This is a genomic window from Enterococcus xiangfangensis, from assembly GCF_005405365.1.
GTDB classification, from domain to species: Bacteria; Bacillota; Bacilli; order Lactobacillales; family Enterococcaceae; genus Enterococcus_A; species Enterococcus_A xiangfangensis.
On record NZ_BJDX01000014.1, the window covers coordinates 21,872 to 45,274 of the forward strand.

General features: G+C 39.0%; 22 protein-coding genes and 1 other annotated feature. Of the genes, 14 read left to right on the plus strand and 8 right to left on the minus strand.

Going from position 1 to position 23,403, the window contains the following annotated elements:
* Window positions 1-166: 166 nt before the first annotated feature.
* Window positions 167-760: a PepSY domain-containing protein gene (locus FFM68_RS12590; protein ID WP_174784521.1), complete on the plus strand. Its 594-nt coding sequence runs from the start codon at window positions 167-169 to the stop codon at window positions 758-760.
* Window positions 761-988: 228 nt separating this feature from the next.
* On the opposite strand, the gene FFM68_RS12595 is transcribed toward FFM68_RS12590, so the two are convergent.
* Together FFM68_RS12595 and FFM68_RS12600 are read right to left on the minus strand one after the other, a co-directional pair.
* Window positions 989-2,077, minus strand: a complete 1,089-nt coding sequence (locus tag FFM68_RS12595; RefSeq protein ID WP_137619631.1) for an ABC transporter permease — start codon at window positions 2,075-2,077, stop codon at window positions 989-991.
* Window positions 2,064-2,804, minus strand: coding sequence for an ABC transporter ATP-binding protein (locus FFM68_RS12600; protein WP_137619632.1), 741 nt, complete (start codon window positions 2,802-2,804; stop codon window positions 2,064-2,066). Before FFM68_RS12600 ends, FFM68_RS12595 begins: the two co-directional genes overlap by 14 nt.
* Before the next feature lie 175 nt (window positions 2,805-2,979).
* Between FFM68_RS12600 and FFM68_RS12605 the strand changes: the two genes are divergently transcribed.
* A complete protein-coding gene (locus tag FFM68_RS12605) occupies window positions 2,980-3,534 on the plus strand; it encodes a TetR/AcrR family transcriptional regulator (RefSeq protein WP_137619633.1) in 555 nt (184 codons plus the stop codon).
* A gap of 87 nt (window positions 3,535-3,621) precedes the next feature.
* On the opposite strand, the gene FFM68_RS12610 is transcribed toward FFM68_RS12605, so the two are convergent.
* Both FFM68_RS12610 and FFM68_RS12615 read right to left on the minus strand, forming a co-directional pair.
* Window positions 3,622-4,545 carry a LacI family DNA-binding transcriptional regulator gene (locus tag FFM68_RS12610; RefSeq protein ID WP_137619634.1) on the minus strand — a complete coding sequence of 308 codons (924 nt, stop codon included), beginning with the start codon at window positions 4,543-4,545 and terminating at the stop codon, window positions 3,622-3,624.
* 23 nt (window positions 4,546-4,568) lie between these two features.
* Window positions 4,569-4,841 (minus strand): hypothetical protein, encoded by a 273-nt coding sequence (locus FFM68_RS12615; RefSeq protein WP_137619635.1) that lies wholly within the window; start codon window positions 4,839-4,841, stop codon window positions 4,569-4,571.
* 600 nt (window positions 4,842-5,441) lie between these two features.
* Here FFM68_RS12615 and alsS point away from each other — a divergent pair.
* Together alsS and budA are read left to right on the plus strand one after the other, a co-directional pair.
* On the plus strand, window positions 5,442-7,094 hold the full coding sequence (gene alsS, locus FFM68_RS12620; RefSeq protein WP_137619636.1) for an acetolactate synthase AlsS: 1,653 nt from the start codon (window positions 5,442-5,444) through the stop codon (window positions 7,092-7,094).
* A gap of 13 nt (window positions 7,095-7,107) precedes the next feature.
* Window positions 7,108-7,824 (plus strand): acetolactate decarboxylase, encoded by a 717-nt coding sequence (gene budA / locus FFM68_RS12625; protein ID WP_137619637.1) that lies wholly within the window; start codon window positions 7,108-7,110, stop codon window positions 7,822-7,824.
* A gap of 67 nt (window positions 7,825-7,891) precedes the next feature.
* Here the strand turns inward: budA and FFM68_RS12630 are convergent, their stop codons facing one another.
* On the minus strand, window positions 7,892-9,292 hold the full coding sequence (locus tag FFM68_RS12630; protein WP_137619638.1) for a peptidoglycan DD-metalloendopeptidase family protein: 1,401 nt from the start codon (window positions 9,290-9,292) through the stop codon (window positions 7,892-7,894).
* Between the two features lie 324 nt (window positions 9,293-9,616).
* Between FFM68_RS12630 and msrC the strand changes: the two genes are divergently transcribed.
* Together msrC and FFM68_RS12640 are read left to right on the plus strand one after the other, a co-directional pair.
* Window positions 9,617-10,093, plus strand: coding sequence for a free L-methionine (R)-S-oxide reductase MsrC (gene msrC, locus FFM68_RS12635; protein WP_137619639.1), 477 nt, complete (start codon window positions 9,617-9,619; stop codon window positions 10,091-10,093).
* A 117-nt stretch (window positions 10,094-10,210) separates the two neighbouring features.
* Window positions 10,211-10,438: a hypothetical protein gene (locus tag FFM68_RS12640; RefSeq protein WP_137619640.1), complete on the plus strand. Its 228-nt coding sequence runs from the start codon at window positions 10,211-10,213 to the stop codon at window positions 10,436-10,438.
* Between the two features lie 111 nt (window positions 10,439-10,549).
* Here FFM68_RS12640 and icd read toward each other — a convergent pair whose 3' ends face one another.
* Both icd and acnA read right to left on the minus strand, forming a co-directional pair.
* Window positions 10,550-11,773, minus strand: a complete 1,224-nt coding sequence (gene icd, locus FFM68_RS12645; RefSeq protein WP_137619641.1) for an NADP-dependent isocitrate dehydrogenase — start codon at window positions 11,771-11,773, stop codon at window positions 10,550-10,552.
* Complete coding sequence (gene acnA / locus FFM68_RS12650; RefSeq protein WP_137619642.1) at window positions 11,773-14,418, minus strand: aconitate hydratase AcnA; 2,646 nt, start codon at window positions 14,416-14,418, stop codon at window positions 11,773-11,775. The genes icd and acnA overlap by 1 nt, the downstream gene beginning before the upstream one ends.
* Before the next feature lie 186 nt (window positions 14,419-14,604).
* Here acnA and FFM68_RS12655 point away from each other — a divergent pair, with 186 nt between their 5' ends.
* The 5 genes from FFM68_RS12655 to FFM68_RS12675 all read left to right on the plus strand — a co-directional run bounded on the left by FFM68_RS12655 (window position 14,605) and on the right by FFM68_RS12675 (window position 20,474).
* Entirely contained in the window at window positions 14,605-15,930 is a 1,326-nt protein-coding gene (locus FFM68_RS12655; RefSeq protein WP_371852027.1) for a citrate/2-methylcitrate synthase, read from the plus strand.
* 225 nt (window positions 15,931-16,155) lie between these two features.
* Window positions 16,156-16,403 (plus strand) — a binding site (T-box leader).
* 113 nt (window positions 16,404-16,516) lie between these two features.
* Window positions 16,517-17,356: an SAM hydrolase/SAM-dependent halogenase family protein gene (locus tag FFM68_RS12660; RefSeq protein ID WP_137619644.1), complete on the plus strand. Its 840-nt coding sequence runs from the start codon at window positions 16,517-16,519 to the stop codon at window positions 17,354-17,356.
* Window positions 17,357-17,397: 41 nt separating this feature from the next.
* Window positions 17,398-17,949 carry an ECF-type riboflavin transporter substrate-binding protein gene (locus FFM68_RS12665; RefSeq protein ID WP_137619645.1) on the plus strand — a complete coding sequence of 184 codons (552 nt, stop codon included), beginning with the start codon at window positions 17,398-17,400 and terminating at the stop codon, window positions 17,947-17,949.
* A gap of 16 nt (window positions 17,950-17,965) precedes the next feature.
* Window positions 17,966-19,654, plus strand: a complete 1,689-nt coding sequence (locus FFM68_RS12670) for an ABC transporter ATP-binding protein (RefSeq protein WP_137619646.1) — start codon at window positions 17,966-17,968, stop codon at window positions 19,652-19,654.
* A complete protein-coding gene (locus FFM68_RS12675; RefSeq protein ID WP_137619647.1) occupies window positions 19,641-20,474 on the plus strand; it encodes an energy-coupling factor transporter transmembrane component T family protein in 834 nt (277 codons plus the stop codon). Before FFM68_RS12670 ends, FFM68_RS12675 begins: the two co-directional genes overlap by 14 nt.
* 108 nt (window positions 20,475-20,582) lie before the next feature.
* Here FFM68_RS12675 and FFM68_RS12680 read toward each other — a convergent pair whose 3' ends face one another.
* A complete protein-coding gene (locus FFM68_RS12680) occupies window positions 20,583-21,941 on the minus strand; it encodes an MFS transporter (RefSeq protein ID WP_137619648.1) in 1,359 nt (452 codons plus the stop codon).
* A 99-nt stretch (window positions 21,942-22,040) separates the two neighbouring features.
* Between FFM68_RS12680 and FFM68_RS12685 the strand changes: the two genes are divergently transcribed.
* The 3 genes from FFM68_RS12685 to FFM68_RS12695 all read left to right on the plus strand — a co-directional run bounded on the left by FFM68_RS12685 (window position 22,041) and on the right by FFM68_RS12695 (window position 23,283).
* Complete coding sequence (locus tag FFM68_RS12685) at window positions 22,041-22,460, plus strand: MarR family winged helix-turn-helix transcriptional regulator (RefSeq protein WP_137619651.1); 420 nt, start codon at window positions 22,041-22,043, stop codon at window positions 22,458-22,460.
* Between the two features lie 74 nt (window positions 22,461-22,534).
* A complete protein-coding gene (locus tag FFM68_RS12690) occupies window positions 22,535-23,050 on the plus strand; it encodes a hypothetical protein (RefSeq protein WP_239585177.1) in 516 nt (171 codons plus the stop codon).
* Between the two features lie 23 nt (window positions 23,051-23,073).
* The gene (locus FFM68_RS12695) at window positions 23,074-23,283 is read left to right on the plus strand and encodes a hypothetical protein (RefSeq protein WP_137619649.1); all 210 of its coding nucleotides are present in this window, start codon (window positions 23,074-23,076) and stop codon (window positions 23,281-23,283) included.
* Window positions 23,284-23,403: the final 120 nt, after the last annotated feature.

Here is a 23,403-nt window from a genome sequence, read left to right on the forward strand (position 1 = left end):
ATGATATTATTAAATTGAAAACAAATGGGTTGAATATAATTTTTTGATGATAAAACAATTCAATGATTTTACAATTCACTAGATAAATGTAATGATTAATGTGTATTTGTAAATTGGGAGTCGGCTTTCAGTCGACTTATTTCCTATAGATTAAGGAGTGAATATCATGAAAAAAATTATTGTCTTAGGTTTATCGGCAGCGCTGCTTGCGGTTTTAGCAAGTTGCGGGAGCAATCCGGAATATTCGAGCAGTTCCAGTTCTAGTTCTGCACAAGAAACAAGTCAAACAAAGGCAAGTGATACAACGGATACAGATTTTAAGGTGAGCGTCGATGACGCGATCGAAGCTTATCAAGAGGCGTATCCTGATAGTGAGATTACATCCATTGATTTAGAAACCTCATTGGGAAAATATTTGTATAAAATCGAAGGTGTCGATGACGACAAAGAATATGAGCTACGAGTAGATGCCAATACGAAAGCTGTTTCTAAAGAACGTGAAGAAAATCTAGATACAGAAGATCAAGCGGGTGTTAAACGAACAGAGGATAAATTGGATTTGCAGGATCTGTTGAGTATCAAGCAAGTATCTGATATTGCTGAAGAACATGTTGGAGATGGGAAAGCGACTGATTGGAGTCTGGATAAAGAGGATGGGACGACTTATTGGGAGATCAAGGTAACAAATGGAAATGAAGAAACAGAAGTTAAAATTGACGCGAAAACAGGTGAAGTGCTAGAAACTGATGTAGACGATTAAAAATTATTCCATAAAGATTATGCAAATGGGTGACTTTCAAACAATTAATGAAACATTGTTTGTTTTAAAAAGGGGATGGGGCATGCTTTTTGCCACATTCCCTTTTTGTATGGAGTGGACTACCAGAAAAAGTAAAAAGACACACTAAAAATAAAATGTGTCTTTTACAAATATTTTTCCCGTGATTTTCTAATGATAGAGTGTTTTCCAGTGAGTGTAAGACAGGACTTAAACTTTTCGGTATTTTTTTAATCCAGTAATATTTAATAAAGTAAATCCCGTGATGAATAAAATCAAAATCAGCAGATCAAATTTAATCGTTTCCCAGCCTTGGCCTTTGATCATGATGGCAGTCAAAGCGTCTCCTCCGTAACTCAAGGGAAAGATATAGGAAAGATAGCGCGCCCAAGGTGCCATGGTATCTAATGAGATCAAGCCTGAAAAGAAAATCTGCGGAATGACGACTAATGGGATAAATTGGATCATTTGAAATTCAGAGCTGGCAAAAGTCGAAACAAAAATTCCCATGGAAAGGGCGGTTAACGCAATCAAAATGTTTGTTATAATTACCCAAATCAAATTTCCAGCAATGTGCAAGTCAAGTACATAAACTGAGAATAGACTGATTACAAAGGTTTGGACAATGGCAAATAAGCCATAGCTTGCTAAATAGCCTAAGACGATTTCGCTGCGTTTGATTGGTGTCGCTAACAAGCGCTCCAATGTTCCGCTAGTCCGCTCTTTTAATAACGCGATGCCGGAAATAAAAAAGACAAAAAAGAAGATGAAGAAACCAATCAAAATTGGAAATATCTTGTCAAAGAAGGTACTATTGGCACCGCCATAGACATAAGAGTTTTTGATATGGAGCTTTTGAACAGCAATAGGTTGGGCATTGGCCGCCGATTTTTGCAACGCTTGACTCATTTCTTTTATTTTGCTGGTTGTTAAAATATTTTGGATCATAGCTTTGATACTTGCTGTATTGCCGGGGTCTTCGTTTTCATACGTCACTTTGACAGCTGAGTTATCCAATGTGATAAAAGCAGTGAGATCGTCTTTTTCAATCATGTCTCGAATCGTTGTTTTTTTAGGGTAGCTCTTTATTTCAACTTTGTCAGCAGGGAAATTGTTTGCTAGCGTGGAAGGGACAGTATCGTCTATGCCGATTGTCACTTTAGTTTCTGAGTTTGAATCAAACACGATATTCATTAACGATAAAATAAGGATCGGAGCAATCAGCATGAGTGCCAAGGTTCGTTTATCACGAATCAATTCTTTTAATACTCTAGTTAAAACTGCATTAAAACGCTTCATTTGTCTCGCCCTCCGCTTTTAAGAAAACTTCTTCAATAGAATGCACTTTAAATTTTTGTTTTAGTTCAGTTGGACTGCCGAATGCAAAAATTTTCCCGGCGATGATTAAGCCGACAGCGTCACATTTTTCAGCTTCATCCATTACATGTGTGGTAACAATGATTGTTTTTTCTGCTTCTGTTAGCAAGCGGAGTTGGTTCCAAATAGCCGCACGTAAACTTGGATCAATCCCAACAGTAGGTTCATCTAAGACAATCAGATCGGGATCAGCTAATAAAGTGATTGCTAGAGATAGTCTGCGTTTCATTCCGCCAGAATACGTTACGACTAACTGGTCAATAAATTCGTTTAAATTGACCAAATTCATCGTTCGCTCGATTGCTTGAGTCAATTCTTCTTTTGACATCTCGGTCAATTGTCCAAAGAAAAGTAAGTTTTCTTTGGCAGTCAATTCATTGTATAAAGCGTTACTTTGTCCCATATAACCGATTCTGCTTAATATTTTTCGATTGGGCATTTTAGTTTGAAAAACGGTTGATTCGCCTTGATCCAGCTTTTCCATCCCCAACAAACATTTGATGGTAGTAGATTTCCCAGCACCGCTAGGTCCGATCAATCCGATGATTTTTCCAGTCTCTATTTGAAGATTAACATCTTTTAAGATCGCGTGTTGATCGAAAGATTTGTAGGCGGCGGTCATTTTTGCCGCAAATTTATCAGTAGTCATTTTATTCCTCCTGTAAAGCCTCTATTTTTAAACTATTAAAATTGACATGTCAGACAGGGTGTCTATTATTTTGTACTATATGAATTATAAAAGGACAGCTGCCTGTTGCAAGGAAAGAATAATGATAATGAACAAATGAAAAAATACTGTTCACTATTTTGAGGAAGGGATAGAATTGAAAGAAGACTTACGTTATTATCGGACCCGAAAAAATATTTTAGCTGCAATGACTGTACTGCTTCAAACTAAAAAATTTGAGCAGATCACAGTGACAAATATCTGCGAAGAAGCTCAGGTCAGTCGAAGCGGTTTTTATCTTCATTATGTAGATAAGTACGATTTGGTTGAAGCAAATTTAAAAGAGTTTCGCGATCAAGCCAATCAATTTATCCAAATGAATGCGGAAAACAGCAAGACAAAACTGTTCCTCAATATGCTGTCATATTTGCAAAGTGAAGGCAAACTCATCGCTGCTTTGATATCAGAGAATGGTTCAGTGGAGGTTCAAAATTATATTAAACGAATGATGCAAGAAAATGCTCGGATAAATATTTTTCCGCGGCTGGATTTGAAACTTGAAAGTGCTGCAGAGATTCATTATGCATTGTTATTTTTGAGCAATGCATTATTTGGTGTTTTGCAAGACTGGATCAATCGCGGACAAAAGGAATCACCTGAAGAACTTGTAAGAATAATCGATCGTTTACTAGCGTTTGAATTTAAAAGCTAACAATAGACGCTGAAATTACTGCTTAAATTTTGTTTTGACGAAGACTTATAAAAAAGGTTGTGACAAAATGTCACAACCTTTTGGGGTTCAACGTTGAATAAAATCATGAGGGATGCATAGTTTTTCTTGCTTATGATAAAAGAATGCTTCAAAAGCTCGTTGTCCAATCTTTGCTAAGTGATGATCGATGCTGGGAAAACCGATTAAACGGCTGATCAATAAATTTTCGCGCCCGATTACTAAAGGCGTTTTGTCATAAGAGTGTGCTACGATGACTGCGGCAATCTCATCACCATTTGTTAAGATGCCATCAACTTCACGTTTTTCGAAAAATTCCACTGCTTTTTGCCCGTCTTGGCCATGAACGCAACAATCCCAAAAAATATTTTCCCTATCAAAACCAGGAAAAATTTCTTCAGCAATCTGAAGGGTTACTTTTGAGTTATGGCTGATATTTTTGCTGCGTCCTAAAGTCATTCCAAGATGCTCTACGCCTTTGTCTTTCAAGTATTGAAAGGCTTCACGCAATGAGCTCGCTAAATTGAAATAAACACAGCTGACAGATGCATCCGGGATATTTTCGCAAAAAACGATGGGACCGTATTGATGATAATCGTTAAAAACTTCAATGGGGTTTGATTTGGTCGTAACGATCAGACCGTCATAAGTCTTTGTCGCAAATTCATCCAAGTAGCTTTTTTCAAGTTCTTGATCATAATTTGTCGGTAACAGACTGACACGGTAGCGATGCTGAAAAGCCGCCTGCATAATACCGCTGAGCATCTGGTCATAGTAAGCATGGTCGATAAACGGCAAGACGACGCCGATATTTTTTGTTTTGCCGTAACTTAAATTTTGCGCCGAGCGATTCGGAACGTAATTTAGTTCTTTCATTACTTCCAAGACTTTTGCTCGCTTTGATTCATCCACATAAGGATGATTGTTAATGACGCGAGAAATCGTGGAAACAGAGTAACCAGTGATCTTTGCGATATCGCGGATATTTGCCATGAAACACACCTCTTCTAACTTTATTAAACGAGTAAATGTTCTTTTAAATACTCGATGACGCCAAGGCCGGATTGATAAAATGTATACCGGCGGTCTCGATAAAAGAAACTAATAATGGGACAGCCCAAAAATTCATTGATAAATAGATGTTTGATTTCAGTCAATTGAAGGTTCTGGATAGTCGGCCGTTTGAATCCACGGCTTCTTACAAGCTGCAATTGTTTATCAGAAAAATGCAGGGAAACTTGAAAATGTTCTTGGAGATTATCTTGCTGAACTTTCACATAAGTATTCATAAAAAAATTCCTCCTTTTTCTTTACGAGGAAAGTATAATTTATGAAACTCGTTTCATAGCAAGCATTTTATTTTATTTTTTGAATAGGAAGAGCCGCTTACGTTTTTTTAGGTTCAGTTAACAGCAAAACTTATTCATGATCACTAGAATCGAAATAAAAAGTTTCTTCAACATCTTCAGTGAGTAGTACTAACAGATAGCTTCAAATAAACCAACAATGGTTTTAACTTCAGCAGCGAGTTGAACGGTACATCTTTACTATCCCATAATTTTTTTCTGATCACAATCAAAAGTATCACTAAAAAAGCTTTCTTAGAATTGAATAGTACTTTTGAAAAACAGGATCGAGTAAAAATTGGTACAACGTTTGTATTGAACTGCTAACTTCAATTTAACAGTGGTAGAAATGGTTCAAAAGAGCTGATTGAAGTGGCAGACAGAATAAGAATATTCAAAATAAAAGAGAAGTCTTAAATAAAAGGCTTCTTTTTTAGAATTATGATAAAACAATTTGAACCGATGTTTCATCGTTGATAAATATAGACATAGGTGCTATATTAGCAAATATAATTAATACAGATTTTAAGGAGATGTAATACAGTGAGCAAGAAAGGTTCAGAAATCATTGTTAATAGTTTAGAAAATCATCGCGTGCCATTTGTTTTTGGGATTCCCGGTGCTAAGATCGACGGTGTATTCGATACATTAGAGGATCATGGTCCGCAATTGATCTTAACTCGTCACGAACAAAACGCCGCTTTTATGGCACAAGCTATTGGACGTTTAACAGGAGAGCCCGGAGTAGTGATTGCAACAAGTGGTCCTGGCGCAAGTAATTTAGCCACAGGATTAGTTACTGCGACTGCAGAAGGCGATCCGATTCTAGCGTTGGCTGGCCAAGTGAAACGCTCAGACCTTTCAAAATTGACTCATCAAAGTATGGACAATGCAGCACTGTTTGCACCGATTACAAAATATAGCTCAGAGATCCAAGATTCAGAAACATTGTCAGAAAGCATCGCGAATGCTTTTCGAATCGCTAAAACAGCTAAAAAAGGAGCCAGTTTCTTATCGATTCCGCAAGACGTGACAGATGGAGATGTTGAAGGCGAAGCAATCAAACCTTTATCAACACCTGTATTGGGCACAGCTGACGATGAAGACATCGCAGATTTGGTAAAACGAATCCAAGAAGCGAAACTACCCACATTATTAGTTGGTATGCGGGCTTCTGGTGAAAAAGAAACACAGGCAATCCGAAAATTAGTTGAGAAAACTGGCTTGCCAGTAGTTGAAACATTCCAAGGGGCCGGGATTATTTCTCGTGAATTGGAAGAACATTTCTTTGGCCGAGTGGGATTGTTCCGTAATCAGCCAGGAGATATGTTATTGAAGCGTAGCGATTTGATTCTAGCGATCGGGTATGACCCAATTGAATATGAAGCCCGCAACTGGAATGCAGAAAAAGATGCCCGGGTAGTAGTTATCGATGAAGTTCCAATGGAGATTGATCAATACATGCAGCCGGAAGCTGAATTGATTGGAAGCATCGCGAAAACGATTGAAAAATTAAGTAATTCGATCGAAGTTTATCAATTGTCAACAGATGCTAATCAGTATTTAGCGACATTGCAAAAAACATTAGCCAATGGCAAACAAAAAAGCAAAACCGCTGATGGGCGGGTACATCCATTAGAAGTTATTGAAACGTTGCAAAAAAATGTGACTGATGAAATGACGGTAACTGTTGATGTAGGAAGTCATTATATTTGGATGGCACGTCATTTCCGCAGTTATGAACCCCGTCATTTATTATTCAGCAATGGGATGCAAACGCTAGGTGTGGCTTTACCATGGGCGATTTCAGCGGCATTGGTGCGGCCAGAGACACAAATTTTCTCTATTTCTGGCGATGGCGGTTTCTTATTTTCAGCACAAGAACTTGAGACGGCGGTTCGGTTGAAACAAAAAATTATTCATTTGATTTGGAACGATGGCAGTTATAATATGGTGGAATTTCAAGAAGAAATGAAATACGGCCGTTCTTCAGGCGTTCATTTTGGTCCGGTCGATTTTGTGAAATATGCAGAAGCATTTGGAGCAAAAGGGTTGCGTGCGACGAATCAAACCGAACTAGAAGCAGCTATTCAAGCGGGATTGGCAACAGAGGGTCCGGTTATCATCGATATTCCAATCGATTACTCTGATAACAAAGAACTAGGCAAGACAATCTTACCGGATCAATTTTATTAAGAGGGGATTACTCATGACAGTGAAAACAAGAAGAAATTATATCTATCAGCATGGAACACTTGGTGGGTTGATGCAAGATTTGTTGGAAGGTACAGAAAAAATTGGGACTTTAGTAAATTATGGCGATTTCGGTTTAGGGACGTTGGAAGGTGCAAATGGTGAAGTCATTATCTTAGATGGCGTCATCTATCATGTCGATCAAACGGGAAAAGTCACTCAATTAACTGGCGATGAGCTGACACCTTATGCAGCAGTCACTAATTTTGAAACTGAAAAGCAATTTATTTTAGAGAATGTCTCTGATGCTGTTGTAAAAACAGAGATTTCAGCAGAAATTAGTCACAATTTATTTTCGGCTGTTAAAATAAGCGGTACATTCAACCATATGCACGTACGCGTAGTGCCCAAACAACAAAAACCTTATCCGCGCTTTGTAGAGATTGCGCGGAATCAACCAGAATTTTCGGCAGATAATATCACTGGGACAATCGTAGGTTTCTTTACACCAGGATTATTCCAAGGAGCCGCTGCAGCTGGATTTCATTTGCATTTCATTAGTGATGATCGGAATTTTGGTGGGCATGTCCTAGATTTTTCATTAGAAGAAGGGCTGGTCGAGTTGATGGAGTTGGCGGAATTTCGACAAAACTTTCCAATAAAAAGTGCGGATTACTTAGCTAATGAGATCAAATTAGAAGATATTTCAAAAGATATCGAAGAAGCAGAATGAAAGCGGCAGTTATTAAATAAAGAGTGCAACAGTATCTAACAGATACCGTTGCACTCTTTTTCTTTTTTTAAATACCTAATAATGGAGCAGGGTCAACAAATCCCGACCATAAAGCGGTGGACACACCGAAATGCAAGTGAACACCAGTCGAATTTCCGGTCGTTCCCATGCCGCCTAAAACTTGTCCGGCACTGACTTCAGAACCGACAGAGACACTTGGTGCAGAAACCATATGCATATAATATGAGTAATGACCATCTGAATGTTGAATCACAACATGGTTGCCAGCGGACCAATGGAAACCTGACTCAACAACTTTTCCACTTTTAGATGCCATGATAGGAGTACCGGCAGAACCAGCAAAATCTATTCCGTCATGCTGAGTACCAGAAGCACCGGTTGGATCTTGGCGCAAACCGAAGGGACTAGTTACAGATAGACCGATCGATAAAGGAGCGGCCCAGCCACTGCTGTTTTCTGTTGGTTTAGACGCAGTTTCTGCAGGATTTGTTGTTACCTGACTAGCATTTGTATCAGTTACAGTTTGTGCTTGCTCCTGTTGTTGTTTTGCTTGTTGTTCTTGTTGTTGCGCTTCTAGTTGAGCAATTTCAGCTGCTTGTTTTTGTTTTTCAGATTCAGCCGCGGCTGCCTGTGCTTGCGCTTCTTCTGCCGCTTTTTGCGCTTCTTCAGCTGCTTTTTTTGCTTGCTTTTCCGCTTCGGCTTGCGCTTTTTCACGTGCGGCTGCTTCTTTTTTACGTTGTTCTTCTAACGCTTTCAAAGCTGCTTGACGTTTCTTCTCAGCATCTTCTTTTTGTTTTTCATATTTCTTTTTCTGATCTTTTTCAGTTGCGATACTTGCTTGAAGATCATTGATTTTCACTTGCTGATCCAACTTTGTTTGGACAAGTTGATCTTGTTTCGCTTTTAACTCAGTTGTTTTCTGATTGATCGATTGTAGGCGTTGTTCTGCTTCTTTTTCAAGTTTTTCAAGTTCAGTTTTATCTTTTGTTTGTTGTTCCATGATATCTTTACTTGCGCTTAAAATAGTAGAGACAGCTATTGTCTTTTTCACAGCATCACCAACAGATTTCGCGTTGATGACAACGTCTACGATTGAAGCAGAATCATGATTGGTCTGAACATCGCGTGCTTGATTACGAATCTGTTCTTCGCGTTTTTGGATTTTATCTTGAAGAAGTCCAATCTTAGCAGTCAAATCACTTAATTTTTTTTCTTCAGTAGTTTTCTCTTTTAAAACATCTGCAACTTCTTGTTCAATAGCTGCAACTTGTTGTTCCAATGCCGCTTTTTGCTCTTCCGCCGTTTGTTCCGTTTGCTGCAATTCAGAGATTTTTTTATCTTGATCCGTGATCTTTTGATCATATTCATCGGCTAATACACTCAATGGTGCGGTAGTTAATGTTAAGGCGCATAAAGTTAGTGCCGTATATTTTTTTAATTTAATCAATGGGTTCCCTCACTTTTCATCTTTCGGATTTAATTATATAAGAAGATCGAGTTGAAAAGCTTAAAGTAGTCGAAACTTTATTTAACCGTATAGATTGTAATAGTAATGAAATATTTAATAATAGAAGGAAAAAGTCAATCAACTAATAAAGTGAGCTTTTTTACTGGAGGGACTCTTTTTTAGGGATGTAAGCTAAGAATACTATCGATGGAGTTCTCTTCTGAGTTAGGGTAGAATAAATCAAAAGTTATAAATTTTATTCTTGATAAGAATGGACAAAGAAGCGATGTTCGATTGAGATCGAATAAAACAGGAGGAATTATTGTGAGTTGGAAAAATCAAACAGAAAAAGAAGAAGCCTATAAATTATTATTGTTACAGCAAAAAGCATTATTAGAAGGAGAGACAGATTTGATCGCCAACTTGGCAAACTCATCTGCTTTATTAAATCAAACATTACAAGAAACGATTTTTGCTGGCTATTACTTGTTTAAAAATGATGAATTGATTTTAGGACCATTTCAAGGAAATGTTTCGTGTGTTCATATTGCCATGGGAAAAGGGGTCTGCGGCGAATCGGCAGAAAAAAATCAAACGTTGATTGTTGAAAATGTTTTAGAACATAAAAATTATATTGCTTGTGATTCAGCGGCACGCTCTGAAATCGTAGTACCTATGAAGAAAAAGGATCAGCTGATTGGTGTACTGGATCTTGATAGTTCCGAAATTGGTATGTATGATCAAATCGATCAATTATATTTAGAACAATATGTGTCGTTATTATTAGAAACTATCGACTAGAACCAGAAAATATCGCTTAAAAAACGTTTATTTGACAAATAACACTGTTAATGTAGTTTTTAATACACTTTAGTGCTATTATATAAGTGTAGTATAAAACATTAATGAGGTGGTTGAATGAATAAAGAAGCGATTATTGTAGGAGAAAGCTATGAGTGCCGTAAAACTGATTTTGCTCGGCCGATCATTGGTGAGGTAGTCCGTAAAGAAAACAACGGTTGTATCGTGAATGTAGAGCGCTTTTATGGGCTAGATGCGGATAAAATCGATCAAGTAAACGGACAAGTATTAATTAAATATAGTGAAATAGCGGGAATTAATTATAAGAAATGTTTCTTTAATTAATAAATCGGTCTATCTAAAAAACCACTCAACTATTATTTTGAGTGGTTTTTTTGTACCTAATAACAACGATTAAGCGAGTTATTTCCAAATCAACGAGTTTTAGTGAGTTTTTTACAGAACGTTGATTAAGTAGTCAGAAAATTCCGCAGTAGACAGCGCGTTGGTATCCAATGCTTGAGCAAAGTCGTGAGTTACATGTTTGCTTTGTAAAGCTTGTTCGATGGCAGCTGTGATTTTCTCACTTGCTTCGAACCAACCTAAATGATCCAGCATCATCCCAGCGGAAAGAAGTAAGGAACAGGGGTTGGCCCAACCTTTGCCGGCGATATCTGGAGCTGTACCATGAGTAGCTTCAAAAATTGCATGTCCTGTCTGATAATTGATGTTTGCTCCTGGCGAGATACCGATACCGCCAACTTGGGCAGCTAAGGCATCAGAAATATAATCTCCATTCAAATTTGTTGTCGCTACAACTTGATAATTTTCTGGGTATAAGAGAATCTGCTGCAAAAAATTATCCGCGATAACATCATCTACTATGATCTTCCCCAAATTTTTTGCTTCTTTTAGTGCCGCATCTGCTTTTTCGGCTCCTATCTCAGCAGAAAGCTTTTTATAGCGATTCATAGTAAAAACTTGCGGGTAATTTTCTTCAATTAATTCATAGCCCCAGTTTTTAAAGCCGCCTTCAGTAAATTTCATGATGTTTCCTTTATGGACAAATGTCACACGTTTTTTTTCGTGTTCAAGTGCGTAATCCAAAGCGGCCATGATCAAACGCTGACTTCCTTCTTGAGAAATCGGTTTGATCCCTAACGCACTTGTCGCTGGAAAACGAATGGTAGTCACCGCTAATTTTTTCGTTAAAAAGTCTAAAAGTCGTTTTGCTTCAGCGGATTCGCTGGCAAATTCGATTCCAGCGTAGACATCCTCGGTATTTTCACGAAAAATCGTCATGTCAGTTTTTCCGGGCGCTTTTAAAGGGGAAGGAACCCCTTTAAAATAGCGAATTGGCCGCACGCAAGCATAAAGATCCAATTCTTGCCGTAAGGTGACGTTTAATGAGCGAAAGCCTTCACCAATAGGAGTGGTCAAAGGACCTTTAATAGCAAGTTTGTATTTTTTTAAAGCCGCCAGAGTTTCTTTAGGAAGCCAGGACCCCGTTTGGTCAAAAGCTTTTTGACCAGCGAGAACTTCTAGCCATGTGATTTTCCGCTCAGTTTGATAAGCTGAGTAGACAGCAGCGTCGATAACTTTTTGTGTTGCCCGCCAAATTTCTGTACCAATACCATCGCCTTCGATATAGGGGATGACAGGATGTAATTGTTTTGTCATTAAGCCTGCTCCTTTCTTATTTTTTTGTGGATGACTAACGGCAGAATCCCTTGGTTTTTCCAATAGGCAATATCTGCTTCTGAATCAAAACGCAATTTAACTTTGAAATGGGTCGTTTGCTTGCCTTGGGCAGTCACATCAATAACTTGATTGATGTGCGGCTCGATGGGAAAGTCAAAACTGTAATTTTCTATCCCGGTTAAACCAAGTGTTTGGGCTGTTTCTCCTGAGAGGTACTCAAAAGGGACGACGCCCATCATAACTAGGTTGCTGCGATGGATTCGTTCATAACTTTCTGCTAAGACTGCTTTGACGCCTAAGAGATTGGTTCCTTTAGCCGCCCAATCGCGGGAAGAACCCATTCCATAATCTTTTCCCGCGAGGATCAAAGTGCCGATTTGCTTCTTTTGATAAACCATCGCTGCATCGTAAATTGACAGTTCTTCACCTGTAGCTAGTTTTGTATAGCCACCGGTTGTCTCAGGAGTCAATTGATTTTGGATCCGAATATTTCCAAAGGTGCCGCGCATCATCACTTCATGATTTCCGCGTCTAGAGCCAAACGAATTGAAGTCTTTATAAGCGATGTCATGATCCTTTAAATATTTTCCGGCAGGCGATTGAAGGCCAATATTTCCGGCAGGCGAAATGTGATCTGTCGTCACTGTATCGCCAAATTTAGCTAGAACCGCTAGATCCTTTAAGGTTGTTTCGTCTATCGTTTGATTTAAGTTGGTAAAGAAAGGGGGATTTGCAATATAAGTAGAATCGTCATCCCACTCATAACAAGCACCCTTAGAAGTTTCAATTTGGTTCCAACGTTCATTGGAGTGATAAATATTTTTATACGCATCACGAAAATCTTTAGGGTCTAAGAAATCATTGATGTAAGCATTCACTTCTTCTTGAGCAGGCCATAGATCTTTTAAATAAATAGCTTTTCCATCAATTGTCGCAAGCGGCTCTTTAGTTAAATCTTTTTTGATCGTTCCTGCCAAAGCATAAGCGATAACTAGTGGGGGAGAAGCTAAATAGTTTGCTTTGATCAATGGGTGGATCCGTCCTTCAAAATTTCGATTACCGGATAAGACTGCTGAGACGACTAATTCACTTTCTTTTAAACCAGTTTCGATTTCAGCTTCTAAGGGACCAGAATTTCCGATACAAGTAGTGCAGCCGTAGCCTACGATATCAAAACCTAACTCAGCCAAAGGTTCGAGCAAATGGCCTTTTTCTAAATAACTTGTCACGATTTTTGAGCCGGGAGCTAAAGAAGTTTTGATTGTTTTTGGTACGCGCAATCCTAACTTCACGGCCTTTTTTGCTAATAGTCCAGCAGCTACCATGACAGAAGGATTGCTTGTGTTGGTACAGCTGGTGATCGCAGCTAAAACTAAATCACCTGTTTCAATCGAATCTTTTGTGTTTTCTAACACTATTTCTCGCTCGATTTCAGCAGCTGCTAAACCAAAGCCTTGCGGTCCATTTGGCTTAGTCAACGATGCTTGAAAATTTTCTGCGACTTCAGCTAATAAAATTCGGTCTTGCGGTCGTTTCGGTCCGGCAAGAGAAGAATGGACAGTAGATAAGTCTAAGTGGATTACGCGCGTGTAACAGGGCGTTTTGGTCCCATCGTAAAAAAGCTGATTTTGCTTTGCATACGCTTCGACTAAATTGACTTGTTCTTCAGAACGGCCAGTCAAACGAAGATAGCTCAGTGTTTCTTCATCGATTGGGCAAAAACCGCAAGTAGCGCCGTATTCTGGTGCCATATTGGCAATTGTCGCGCGATCAGAAAGGCTCAGATTTTTGTAGCCAGATCCAAAGTATTCAACGAATTTCCCAACTACTTTTTTACTACGTAAAAGTTCCGTTAGAAAAAGTGCCAAGTCCGTTGCTGTCGCACCGGGACTTAATGTTCCGATTACTTCTACTCCGATTACTTCTGGTGTAGGAAAATAAGACGCTTCACCTAAAATAGCCGCTTCTGCCTCGATACCGCCGACGCCCCAACCAAGGACGCCCAGTCCGTTGATCATCGTCGTATGGGAATCGGTTCCCTCTAAAGAATCTGGGAAGAGCAGATTTTCCTCATCTTTTAAAATGACATCAGATAAATATTCAAGATTGACTTGATGGATAATTCCAGTTTCAGGTGGGACGACATCAAAATTGTCAAATGCTTGTTGCGCCCACTTTAGAAATTGATACCGTTCATGATTACGTTCGAATTCTTTTTCAGTATTATAGGACAAGCTTTCTTTCGTGCCCGCATGATCTACTTGAACAGAATGGTCTACGACTAAAGTAACTGGAATTTCAGGATTGATGATTTTGGGATCACCGCCTAAAGCTACTACGGCATCACGCATAGCCGCAAGATCGACAACCGCAGGAACGCCTGTGAAATCCTGTAAAACAACGCGTGACGGTCGAAAGGGGACAACCCCCGTTGGTTTCTTCGGATCAAAACCGATCAATTTTTCTAAATCAGTAATCTCTTGATGGCGAGCGAGACTTTCTAATAATACGCGAATACTGTATGGGAAATCAGTGATCTTTTTCTGATAGTTAGCAACAATCGTTGAAAGATCGAAATATGTATATTGTTCGTTATTAACGATAAGTTCTTTTTTCCAGCCCAATGAAAAACCCCTCCTAAATACACTGCCTTTTGGAATGAATGGTTATATTATACGAATAAAAAAATGAAAAGTAAATGAAATTATTAAAACTATTTAATTTTAAAATAATGATGTTATAATGATTTCTAACTATATTTTTAGTAAACGAAAGACTAGGAGGACACGGTAATGTTAGATTTAAACCAAATGGCAGATGTTTGTCGCAAAAAGGATTATTTAGAAGCTTCTTTATATAGGAAGCATCATGTAAAAAAAGGGTTGCGTGATCTTGATGGAAAAGGTGTTTTGGCCGGTCTTACCAACATTTCTACGATCCATTCACAAGTGATGGAAGGCGATAAAATCATCTCCCAATCTGGTGAACTGCGTTACCGTGGAATTAATATTAATGAACTAGTGGAAGGGTTTGTTTCTGAAGAGCGTTTCGGGTTTGAAGAAATTAGTTATTTGTTATTATTTGGTTCATTACCGACCCAATGTGAATTAGCGGAATTCAAAGGGGGAATCGGTAAAAGACGAACACTTCCGACAAACTTTGTGCGTGATGTTATTATGAAGGCGCCATCACATAATATTATGAATGTGATGGCTCGCAGTGTTCTAACGTTAGGATGTTACGATCATGAATCTGATGATATCAGTATTGAGAATGTTTTAGATCAATCTTTGTCCCTAATCGCTGCGTTTCCAATGATTGCGGTCTATTCTTACCACGCCTATAATCATTATAGCAAGGGGGCTAGTATGTATATCCATCGTCCAGATGAGAACTTGAGTACAGCGGAAGCCATTTTAACGATGTTGCGGCCAGATAAAAAATATACATTCCAAGAAGCGCAAACATTAGATATGGCATTAGTTTTACATATGGAGCATGGAGGAGGAAACAATTCGACTTTCACTACCCGAGTCGTTACTTCTAGCGGGACAGATACTTATTCAACAATTGCAGCGGCACTCGGTTCATTGAAAGGTCCAAAGCATGGAGGCGCCAATATCAAAGTGACACAAATGATGGAAGACTTAAAAGCAAGTATTACAGATTGCGAAGATGAAGATCAGATTCGTGCCTATTTAGAAAAACTTTTAAAGAAAGAGGCTTTCGATAAGCAGGGGTTGATCTATGGTATGGGACACGCCGTTTATGCTGAATCTGATCCGCGAGCGGAAATCTTTAAGCACTACGTTGAGAAATTAGCGACTGAAAAAGGTTCTGAGGCAGCCGCTGAATTCAACTTATATCGTAAAGTCGAAACTCTAGCACCGAAAATCATCGAAAAAAGCCGCAAAGTTTACAAGGGTGTCAGCGCGAACATCGATTTTTTCAGCGGTTTTGTTTATCACATGTTAGATCTGCCGCAAGAATTATATACAGCGATGTTTGCGATTGCTCGAATCGTCGGCTGGTCAGCTCATCGTGTAGAAGAGTTGGTGAATGTACAAAAGATCATTCGACCAGCTTATATGGAAGTTTCAGAAAATCGTGAGTACCAAGAAATAAAAGAGCGGTAGAGATCGTTCATTAAATAAAAATGTATTTGTGGCTTATTATAATTTGAGGTAGCGGCTTTTCTTTGGAATTCATCGATTGAAATTAAACTAATATTGTTTAACTTATAGTAACTGAGGTAATGAGTAGCAGGTCTTTTAGCAGTTTTTCGTGGCTAGTGATAAGCAAGTTTTCATTGACAAGTTAACTCTTCTCTGCTATTTTATTAACAATCAATGAAAAATGAATGAAACGCGATGAAAAAGAAAGTAAAGTAATGAAATTTTCTAAAGAGAGTTCCTGTTTGGTGAAATGGAATGTCGATTCATTACATGAAAATGGCTTTTGAGCGGATTTCCCGAATGTTTAAGGAAATACGGATGCCCCCGTTAACAGGACACAGTCTCCAAGATGCAACTTTTTTGGGTACTGATCGAGGTGAAGTCTGTGAAGATTTTACGATTAAAGGTGGTAACGCATAGTCAATGCCCTTAGCAATTTTTGCTGAGGGCATTTTTTGTGTTTGCTTTTTAGGCAACGGGTGACGACCCTAAGCGGTAAAAAGATTCAATGATCAACCTCAAAGAACAATTGGAAGGTGGAAAATTTATGGCAGGATTTTTAGTAGTTCAAACGGATTTTGGGTTGCAAGATGGGGCAGTGAATGCGATGTATGGAGTGGCCTACCAAGTCGAGTCAACATTGAACATCAACAATTTAACACATGAGATTGAACCGTATAATATTCATGACGCAAGTTACCGATTGTTACAAGCCGTGACTTATTGGCCGGCAGGAACTGTTTTTGTTTCAGTCGTCGATCCAGGAGTTGGTTCAACGCGCCGGAGCGTTGTTGCGGAGTTGCAAGATGGACAATATGTCATCACGCCAGACAACGGTACGTTGACTTATTTAGCGCAATATGTGGGAATCAAGGAAGTCCGACAAATCGATGAAGAAACTCAGCGCTTGCCAGGATCATCAGAAAGCCACACCTTCCATGGACGTGATGTGTATGTTTATAATGGCGCACGTTTGGCAAGTAAAAAAGTGACGTTTGTGGAATTAGGTTCGGTGATTTCAATCGATGAATTAGTGACATTTCCTTTGATTGCTCCTGTTCAAAATGAAAATAAAATCACTGGGACAATCGATATTACGGATATCCGTTTTGGTTCACTATGGACAAACATCCCAGTTGCCTTTTTTAAAAAGTGGCAAGTTGAATATGGACAAAGCCTGTTAGTGAAAATATACTATCAAGGCGTTGTACGTTACCAAGACGAAGTCGTCTTTGGTCGGTCGTTTGCGCAAGTCGCACCAAAAGAAGCGGTACTTTATATCAATTCATTATTAAATGTTGGTCTCGGAGTCAACTTAGATTCATTTTCTGCCGTATATAAAATTGGGACAGGCAATGATTGGACAATCGAGCTGACAAAAATTTAAGAAATAAGCACTTATAAATTATTAATTGGAGGAGTAAAATTATGAATAAAAAGTTTACAGTAAAACACATTGTGGCAATTGGTATCGGCGCGGCGGTCTTCTTTATTTTGAAACGATTTGTGACGATCCCGACAGGAATTCCAAATACTGACATCGCAACAGCGTATCCGTTTTTAGCTTTATTAGGTGTGGTGTATGGTCCAATCGTTGCGGGGTTAGCCGGTTTTATCGGACACGCGCTAGGCGATTTGACAACTTATGGAGCTTGGTGGTCTTGGATTGTTGCTTCTGGGATCTTAGGAGTCTTCTTTGGTCTTTTAGCTAAACGGATTCCAATTGAAGAAGGAATTTTTGGAAAAAAAGAGATCGTGACGTTTTTAGTAGGAGAAACCATTGCTAATCTAGTCACTTGGGTAATTATTGCACCCATCGGCGACATCTTGATCTATGCAGAAGCTCCAAGCAAAGTCTTTACGCAAGGGGTCGTTGCAGGGATCACAAATGCGATTGTAACAGGGATCATTGGTTTTATTTTATTAAAGGCGTACGCCCAAACAAAAACGAAAAAAGGTAGTTTGAATAAAGAAGCTTAGAACGAGAGGAAATAAAATGATCGAGTTTCGTAATTTTACATTTCAATATCAAAGTCAAGCTGAACCTACATTGAAAGAGATTCAGCTGACCATTAATCAAGGAGAAAAAATCTTGATCATGGGACCCAGCGGTTCAGGGAAATCGACGCTGGGGAAATGTTTGAATGGCATCATCCCGCAAAATGAACAGGGCAGTTTTACCGGCAGTTTAACGATCAATGATAAAGTTTTTAGTGAGGCTTCTATTTATGATCTTTCTTTAGATGTCGGGACAGTATTGCAAGATACTGATAGCCAATTTGTTGGATTGACCGTGGCAGAAGATATCGCTTTTTCACTTGAAAATGAGATGATAAAACAATCAGAAATGCGCGAAGCAGTAAATTACTGGTCGAAAAAAACCAATCTGGCGGCTCAACTGGAAAAACGTCCGCAAGATCTTTCCGGCGGACAGAAACAGCGAGTGACGATGGCAGGCGTTTTGATCGATGAGACACCGATTCTTTTGTTTGATGAGCCACTAGCCAACTTGGATCCCCAGACTGGCTATGAAGCAATTCAAATGATCGATCAGTTGTATCAGTCACAAAAATTTACGACGATCATTATTGAACATCGGTTAGAAGAAGTTTTAGCGGCACCCATCGATCGAGTTATTTTGATGGATGAAGGCAGGATCATTGCGGATCTGACACCGACTGAATTATTGAAAAGTGATCTATTAGCCAAATATGGGATTCGTGAACCCCTTTATATCACTGCTTTAAAACGGGCAGGGATCTCATTAGCTGATTTTTCAGATTTGACCCAAGTCGATCAATTGGTTTCGCCAGAAATATCAGCTGCTTTAGCTAAGGCACAAGGGACATTCAAACCACTCCTTAAAAAAGAAGAGGCACTACTAACGTTGAACAACCTTTCCTTTGGTTTTGGCGATGAGCCGGTGATCAAAGAAGTTGATTTGACACTTTATCAAGGAGAGATGGTCAGTTTAGTAGGGCATAATGGTGCGGGAAAATCTACATTGTCTAATCTGATCACAGGGTTTCATTCGTTGCAGACAGGTGAGCTATTATGGAAAGGGCATTCGATCGCAACAGCAAGTATCAAAGAACGAGCAGATAAAATCGGCTATGTTTTGCAAAACAGCAGTCAGATGCTTTCAAAGAATATGATTTTTGAAGAGGTCGCGTTAGGTTTAGAAAACCGTGGTGCAGATCCTGAAACGATTCAAGAAAAAGTTTTTGATACCTTGAAAGTTTGCGGACTTTATGAGTTTCGCAACTGGCCGATCTCGGCACTGAGTCATGGACAAAAACGGCGAGTGGCGATTGCAGCAATCTTAGTACTTGAACCAGAGCTGCTTATTTTAGACGAACCGACCGCGGGTCAAGATTATTATCATTACAATGAAATGATGGTATTTTTGCGTAAACTGAATCAACGGGGGATCACGATCTTGATGATTACCCATGACATGCACTTGATGTTGGAATACACACAGCGGACGATCGTATTAAAAGAAGGACAAATTATTGCGGATAAAACACCAGCGGACGTTTTATCTTCTGCAGATTTAGTAGCTTCTGCAAGTTTGCGTGAAACGAGTTTATATCGTTTGGCCCAAAATAATCATTTAGCGGATGCTGCGGGCTTTGTTTCGGCATTTATCCAACATGAGGAGGCGTCTTATGGAGGCAAATAATTTAATCGGTTATCTGCCGAAAAAAACTGCGATTCATCAACTTAGCGGTTTTACCAAGCTCATTTGTTTCTTAATGATCTCAATCGTCGGTATGATCTCATACGATACCCGTTTTTTGCTGGGACTTGCTGTGTTTTCTGTCGTCATTTTCCAACTTGCACAAATCAGTTATCGTGAGATTTCTTTTGTAGTGAAATTTATCGCATTTTTCTCTCTTCTGAATTTATTGACAGTCTATCTGTTTGCTCCAGAATACGGGGTAACGATTTACGGGACACGCCATGTACTTTTTGAAGGGATCGGTCGATACACGATCACGCAAGAACAGCTTTTTTATGAATTTAATTTACTAGTTAAATATTTTGTTACGATACCACCGGGTCTGATTTTTATTTTGACGACAAATCCGAGTGAATTAGCATCAAGTATTCATCGTGTTGGTGGATCGTATAAGATTGCTTATGCCTTCTCTTTGGCTTTGCGGTATATTCCGGATATCCAAGAAGATTTTCGGACAATCTCAAAAGCACAACAAGCCCGTGGAAACGAACTTTCCAAGAAGGCATCGTTGATGAAACGAGTACGTGGAAATCTAACGATCGCGATTCCTTTAATTTTTTCAAGCTTAGAGCGAATCGAGACGATTTCTTCTGCGATGGAACTACGGCGTTTCGGTAAGAAAAAAGGGCGGACGTGGCTGCTGGCCAAACCATTAAAGCGTCAAGACTATTTAGCTTTAGCCGTTGTCGTCCTATTATGCTCGGTAGGGATTTTCTTATTAGTTATCAATGGCGGCCGCTTTTATAATCCATTTCATTAAATCGAAAAAGAGTCAGCTGTGCAAACTAGCTGACTCTTTCTTTGCATCGACATAAAAGATGGACCAGCTCTTAAATAATCCCGGTCATAAAAATTTTTCGTAGTAAGATCATTGTGACTGTACTCGCTTTTTTGATTTCTTACTGTAGCTGACTAGAATCAATAAAGTGATAAAAATGAGACTAATCGTTAAATAGACACTATGGTAACCAGCGAGCTGCTGATTTTTCAGCAAAAAAATCTGCTGGTTGATCACACTGAGAAAAGTCACCATAAAACTTTGACCTAGTGTTCGGCAAAGAGTGATAAATCCAGAAACAGTACTAAGATTTTGTGTAGTCGCATAAGCTTGCGCCGAAATTACACTGATCGTTACACCGGTTCCGATAAAGAAACCGAGTAAACTAGAAAAGATCAGCAAAATTGAATAACCAGCGGTATTAGGCAAGATACTTAGGCATAAAAATCCAAGCAAGGCACCACTAAGTACTAATTGTAATAAACGTTTTTGTCCGAATTGGATCAACAACTTGCTGGAATAATAAGATCCGATGATAAAAAATACGGAAGATGGTAGCAACGCCAACCCAGCTGAGGTAGGAGACAAGTGTAATTCAGTCTGGATCCACATAGGAAGATAGACTTGAAAACCAATCAAAGCACCGTTAATCAAGAAAACACAAATTGTTAATAAGCGAAAATCACGAATGAGGATCGTGCTGACAGGAAGGATCGGACTATCTTTCTTTTTTTCCTTGCGATAAAAACGAAAAAGAATCAGCATACCCGCAATCAAAATACTAATCCCCAATAAAAAGTGAGTGCTGAATAATTGAATTCCACTTAATACTATCAATAAGCCGAAAATAAGCGAGGTATATTGTTGAAATACACCGGACTGAGGAACTGTCGGATGCGCCTTTTCTTTGTAAAAAATTTGTACGATCACAAGTATAAGCAGTATAAAAGGAACATTAATAAAGAAAATCCAGTGCCAAGTGAGCTGCCTTAAAATCAAACCACCAATCAACGGAGCAATCAATGATGCAATTCCCCAGGCAGAATTATTCAGCCCCATAACTTTCCCTCGAGTAGTAATATCGAAAAGTTCACCGATCAAAGCAAAGGTCATCGGCATGATTCCACCGGCACCGATACCTTGGATGATGCGAGCACCAAAGAGCATCCAACTAGAAACAGAAAATCCGCAAAGAATTGTTCCCAATAAAAAAAGCAACAGCCCGATTTGGAAAATGATTTTTTTGCCATGATTGTCTGCTAAGCGTCCAAAAATTGGAGTGGCCAGCGCACTTGAAAACAAATAAGTTGAAAAAATAAGCGAGGTCAAGTTAGGATCTCCTAAAGAACTTACAATAGAGCGGGTTGCAGTGACTACGATTGTTGATTCGATAGCAGTTACTAAAGTTGCAAGATAAATCGCGACGATCATCCAGTTCGTTTTAGCCATATTATTTCCTCCCAGAACGTTCTATTTGACGATACTCAGTATATGTTATATTATTTGCTTGCGCAAGTAAATAAACTTGTAAAAAAGGAAGTGACCGAATTGCAACACGCAATTAGTGAGATCGATACATTAAAACAATTACCCGTCGTCAGCCGCAGATATATCAAGTTGATTGATAATTATCTTGCACCTTATCAGTTAAATTCAAGTCTTTACTATTATATTTTGAAATTACATGATTTTGGGGATCTCCCGCAAGAAAAATTAGTGCAATTGACAGGAGTCAATGCCAGCAACGTGACCCGAGCAATTCAGAAGTTGATGGACAATCAATATATTCTTCGTAAAGAAAACCCAGAAGACCGGCGTGGTTATCTACTTTCTTTGACAGAAGAAGGGGGTAAGATGTATCAGGTGATTTTAGCAGCTTTACAAAAAGCTAATGAAGCATTTTTGGCCCCATTAACTCCAGAAGAACAACGATCTTTCATTGCAGCTGTTAACAAATTGAGTGAGTAGACTGAAAGGAAGTCTGTAAAATGAAAAGATAAGAACTATTAAAGGAACTAGTAACTATTCCTGATGACTATCAATTGATTGATGAAAGAAATGAAATTCGCAACAAGCAAGAAGTCACTATTTGGCGTTTTCAAAAAGATGGACGCTATGAATTGAATGGTCCAAGAATCATTGCAGTTTTTCTAAAAGATACGTTGATAAGTGTAAAAAACATGTCGACTATTCCTTCAGGGAAAATGAGTTCACCCGACCGTGCTCGTGAAATTGCAGAGACTATTTTTGCAAAAAGTAATCGAAGCTACGCTCGCGGATTATCATTTCTTCGAATGGAACGTCAACAACGCCAATTTTTAGATGAAGACGGAAGAAATCATCAATTTCCAGTATTGTGGATCAAATTTGGTCATTCAAATGGTAGTTACAACTGGGTTACGTTAGGCGCGAACAATCAAGTGATTGAAATGGAAATTGATTCTCGGTGGGATTATTTTCATGGACGCCGCAAAACGGAGATGTGGGACAATGACGATTGGGTGTTGGCTAGAGAAGGAAACGGCCCACAATTAGCTAGTCCAAACGCTTTGGCTTAGGACTTTGAAGGGAGTGGACCATCATGGATGAACGACAATACGAGAATAATCTTGAACTGTTAGGTCAACTTAGAGATCGACTGCAGCGGCTAGAAGATATGGATTATATGACTGCATACTATAAAGGATACAGTACAAGTGGAGCGACATTAGACGAGATCAAGGAAGAAATCCAAATTCTTCAAGGGCAAATCAATGAATTAGAAATGCAACTAGACGATTTTGAATGGTGAGCTGCTGAACTCAGGAGTCTTAACTGCCTCGTTTAGCGCAATGAAAGAGGCTGTGACATAAGTCTCAAAAAAAAAAGCACTAGAAACGACGTGAAAACGTCCTTTTCTAGTGCTTTTTGG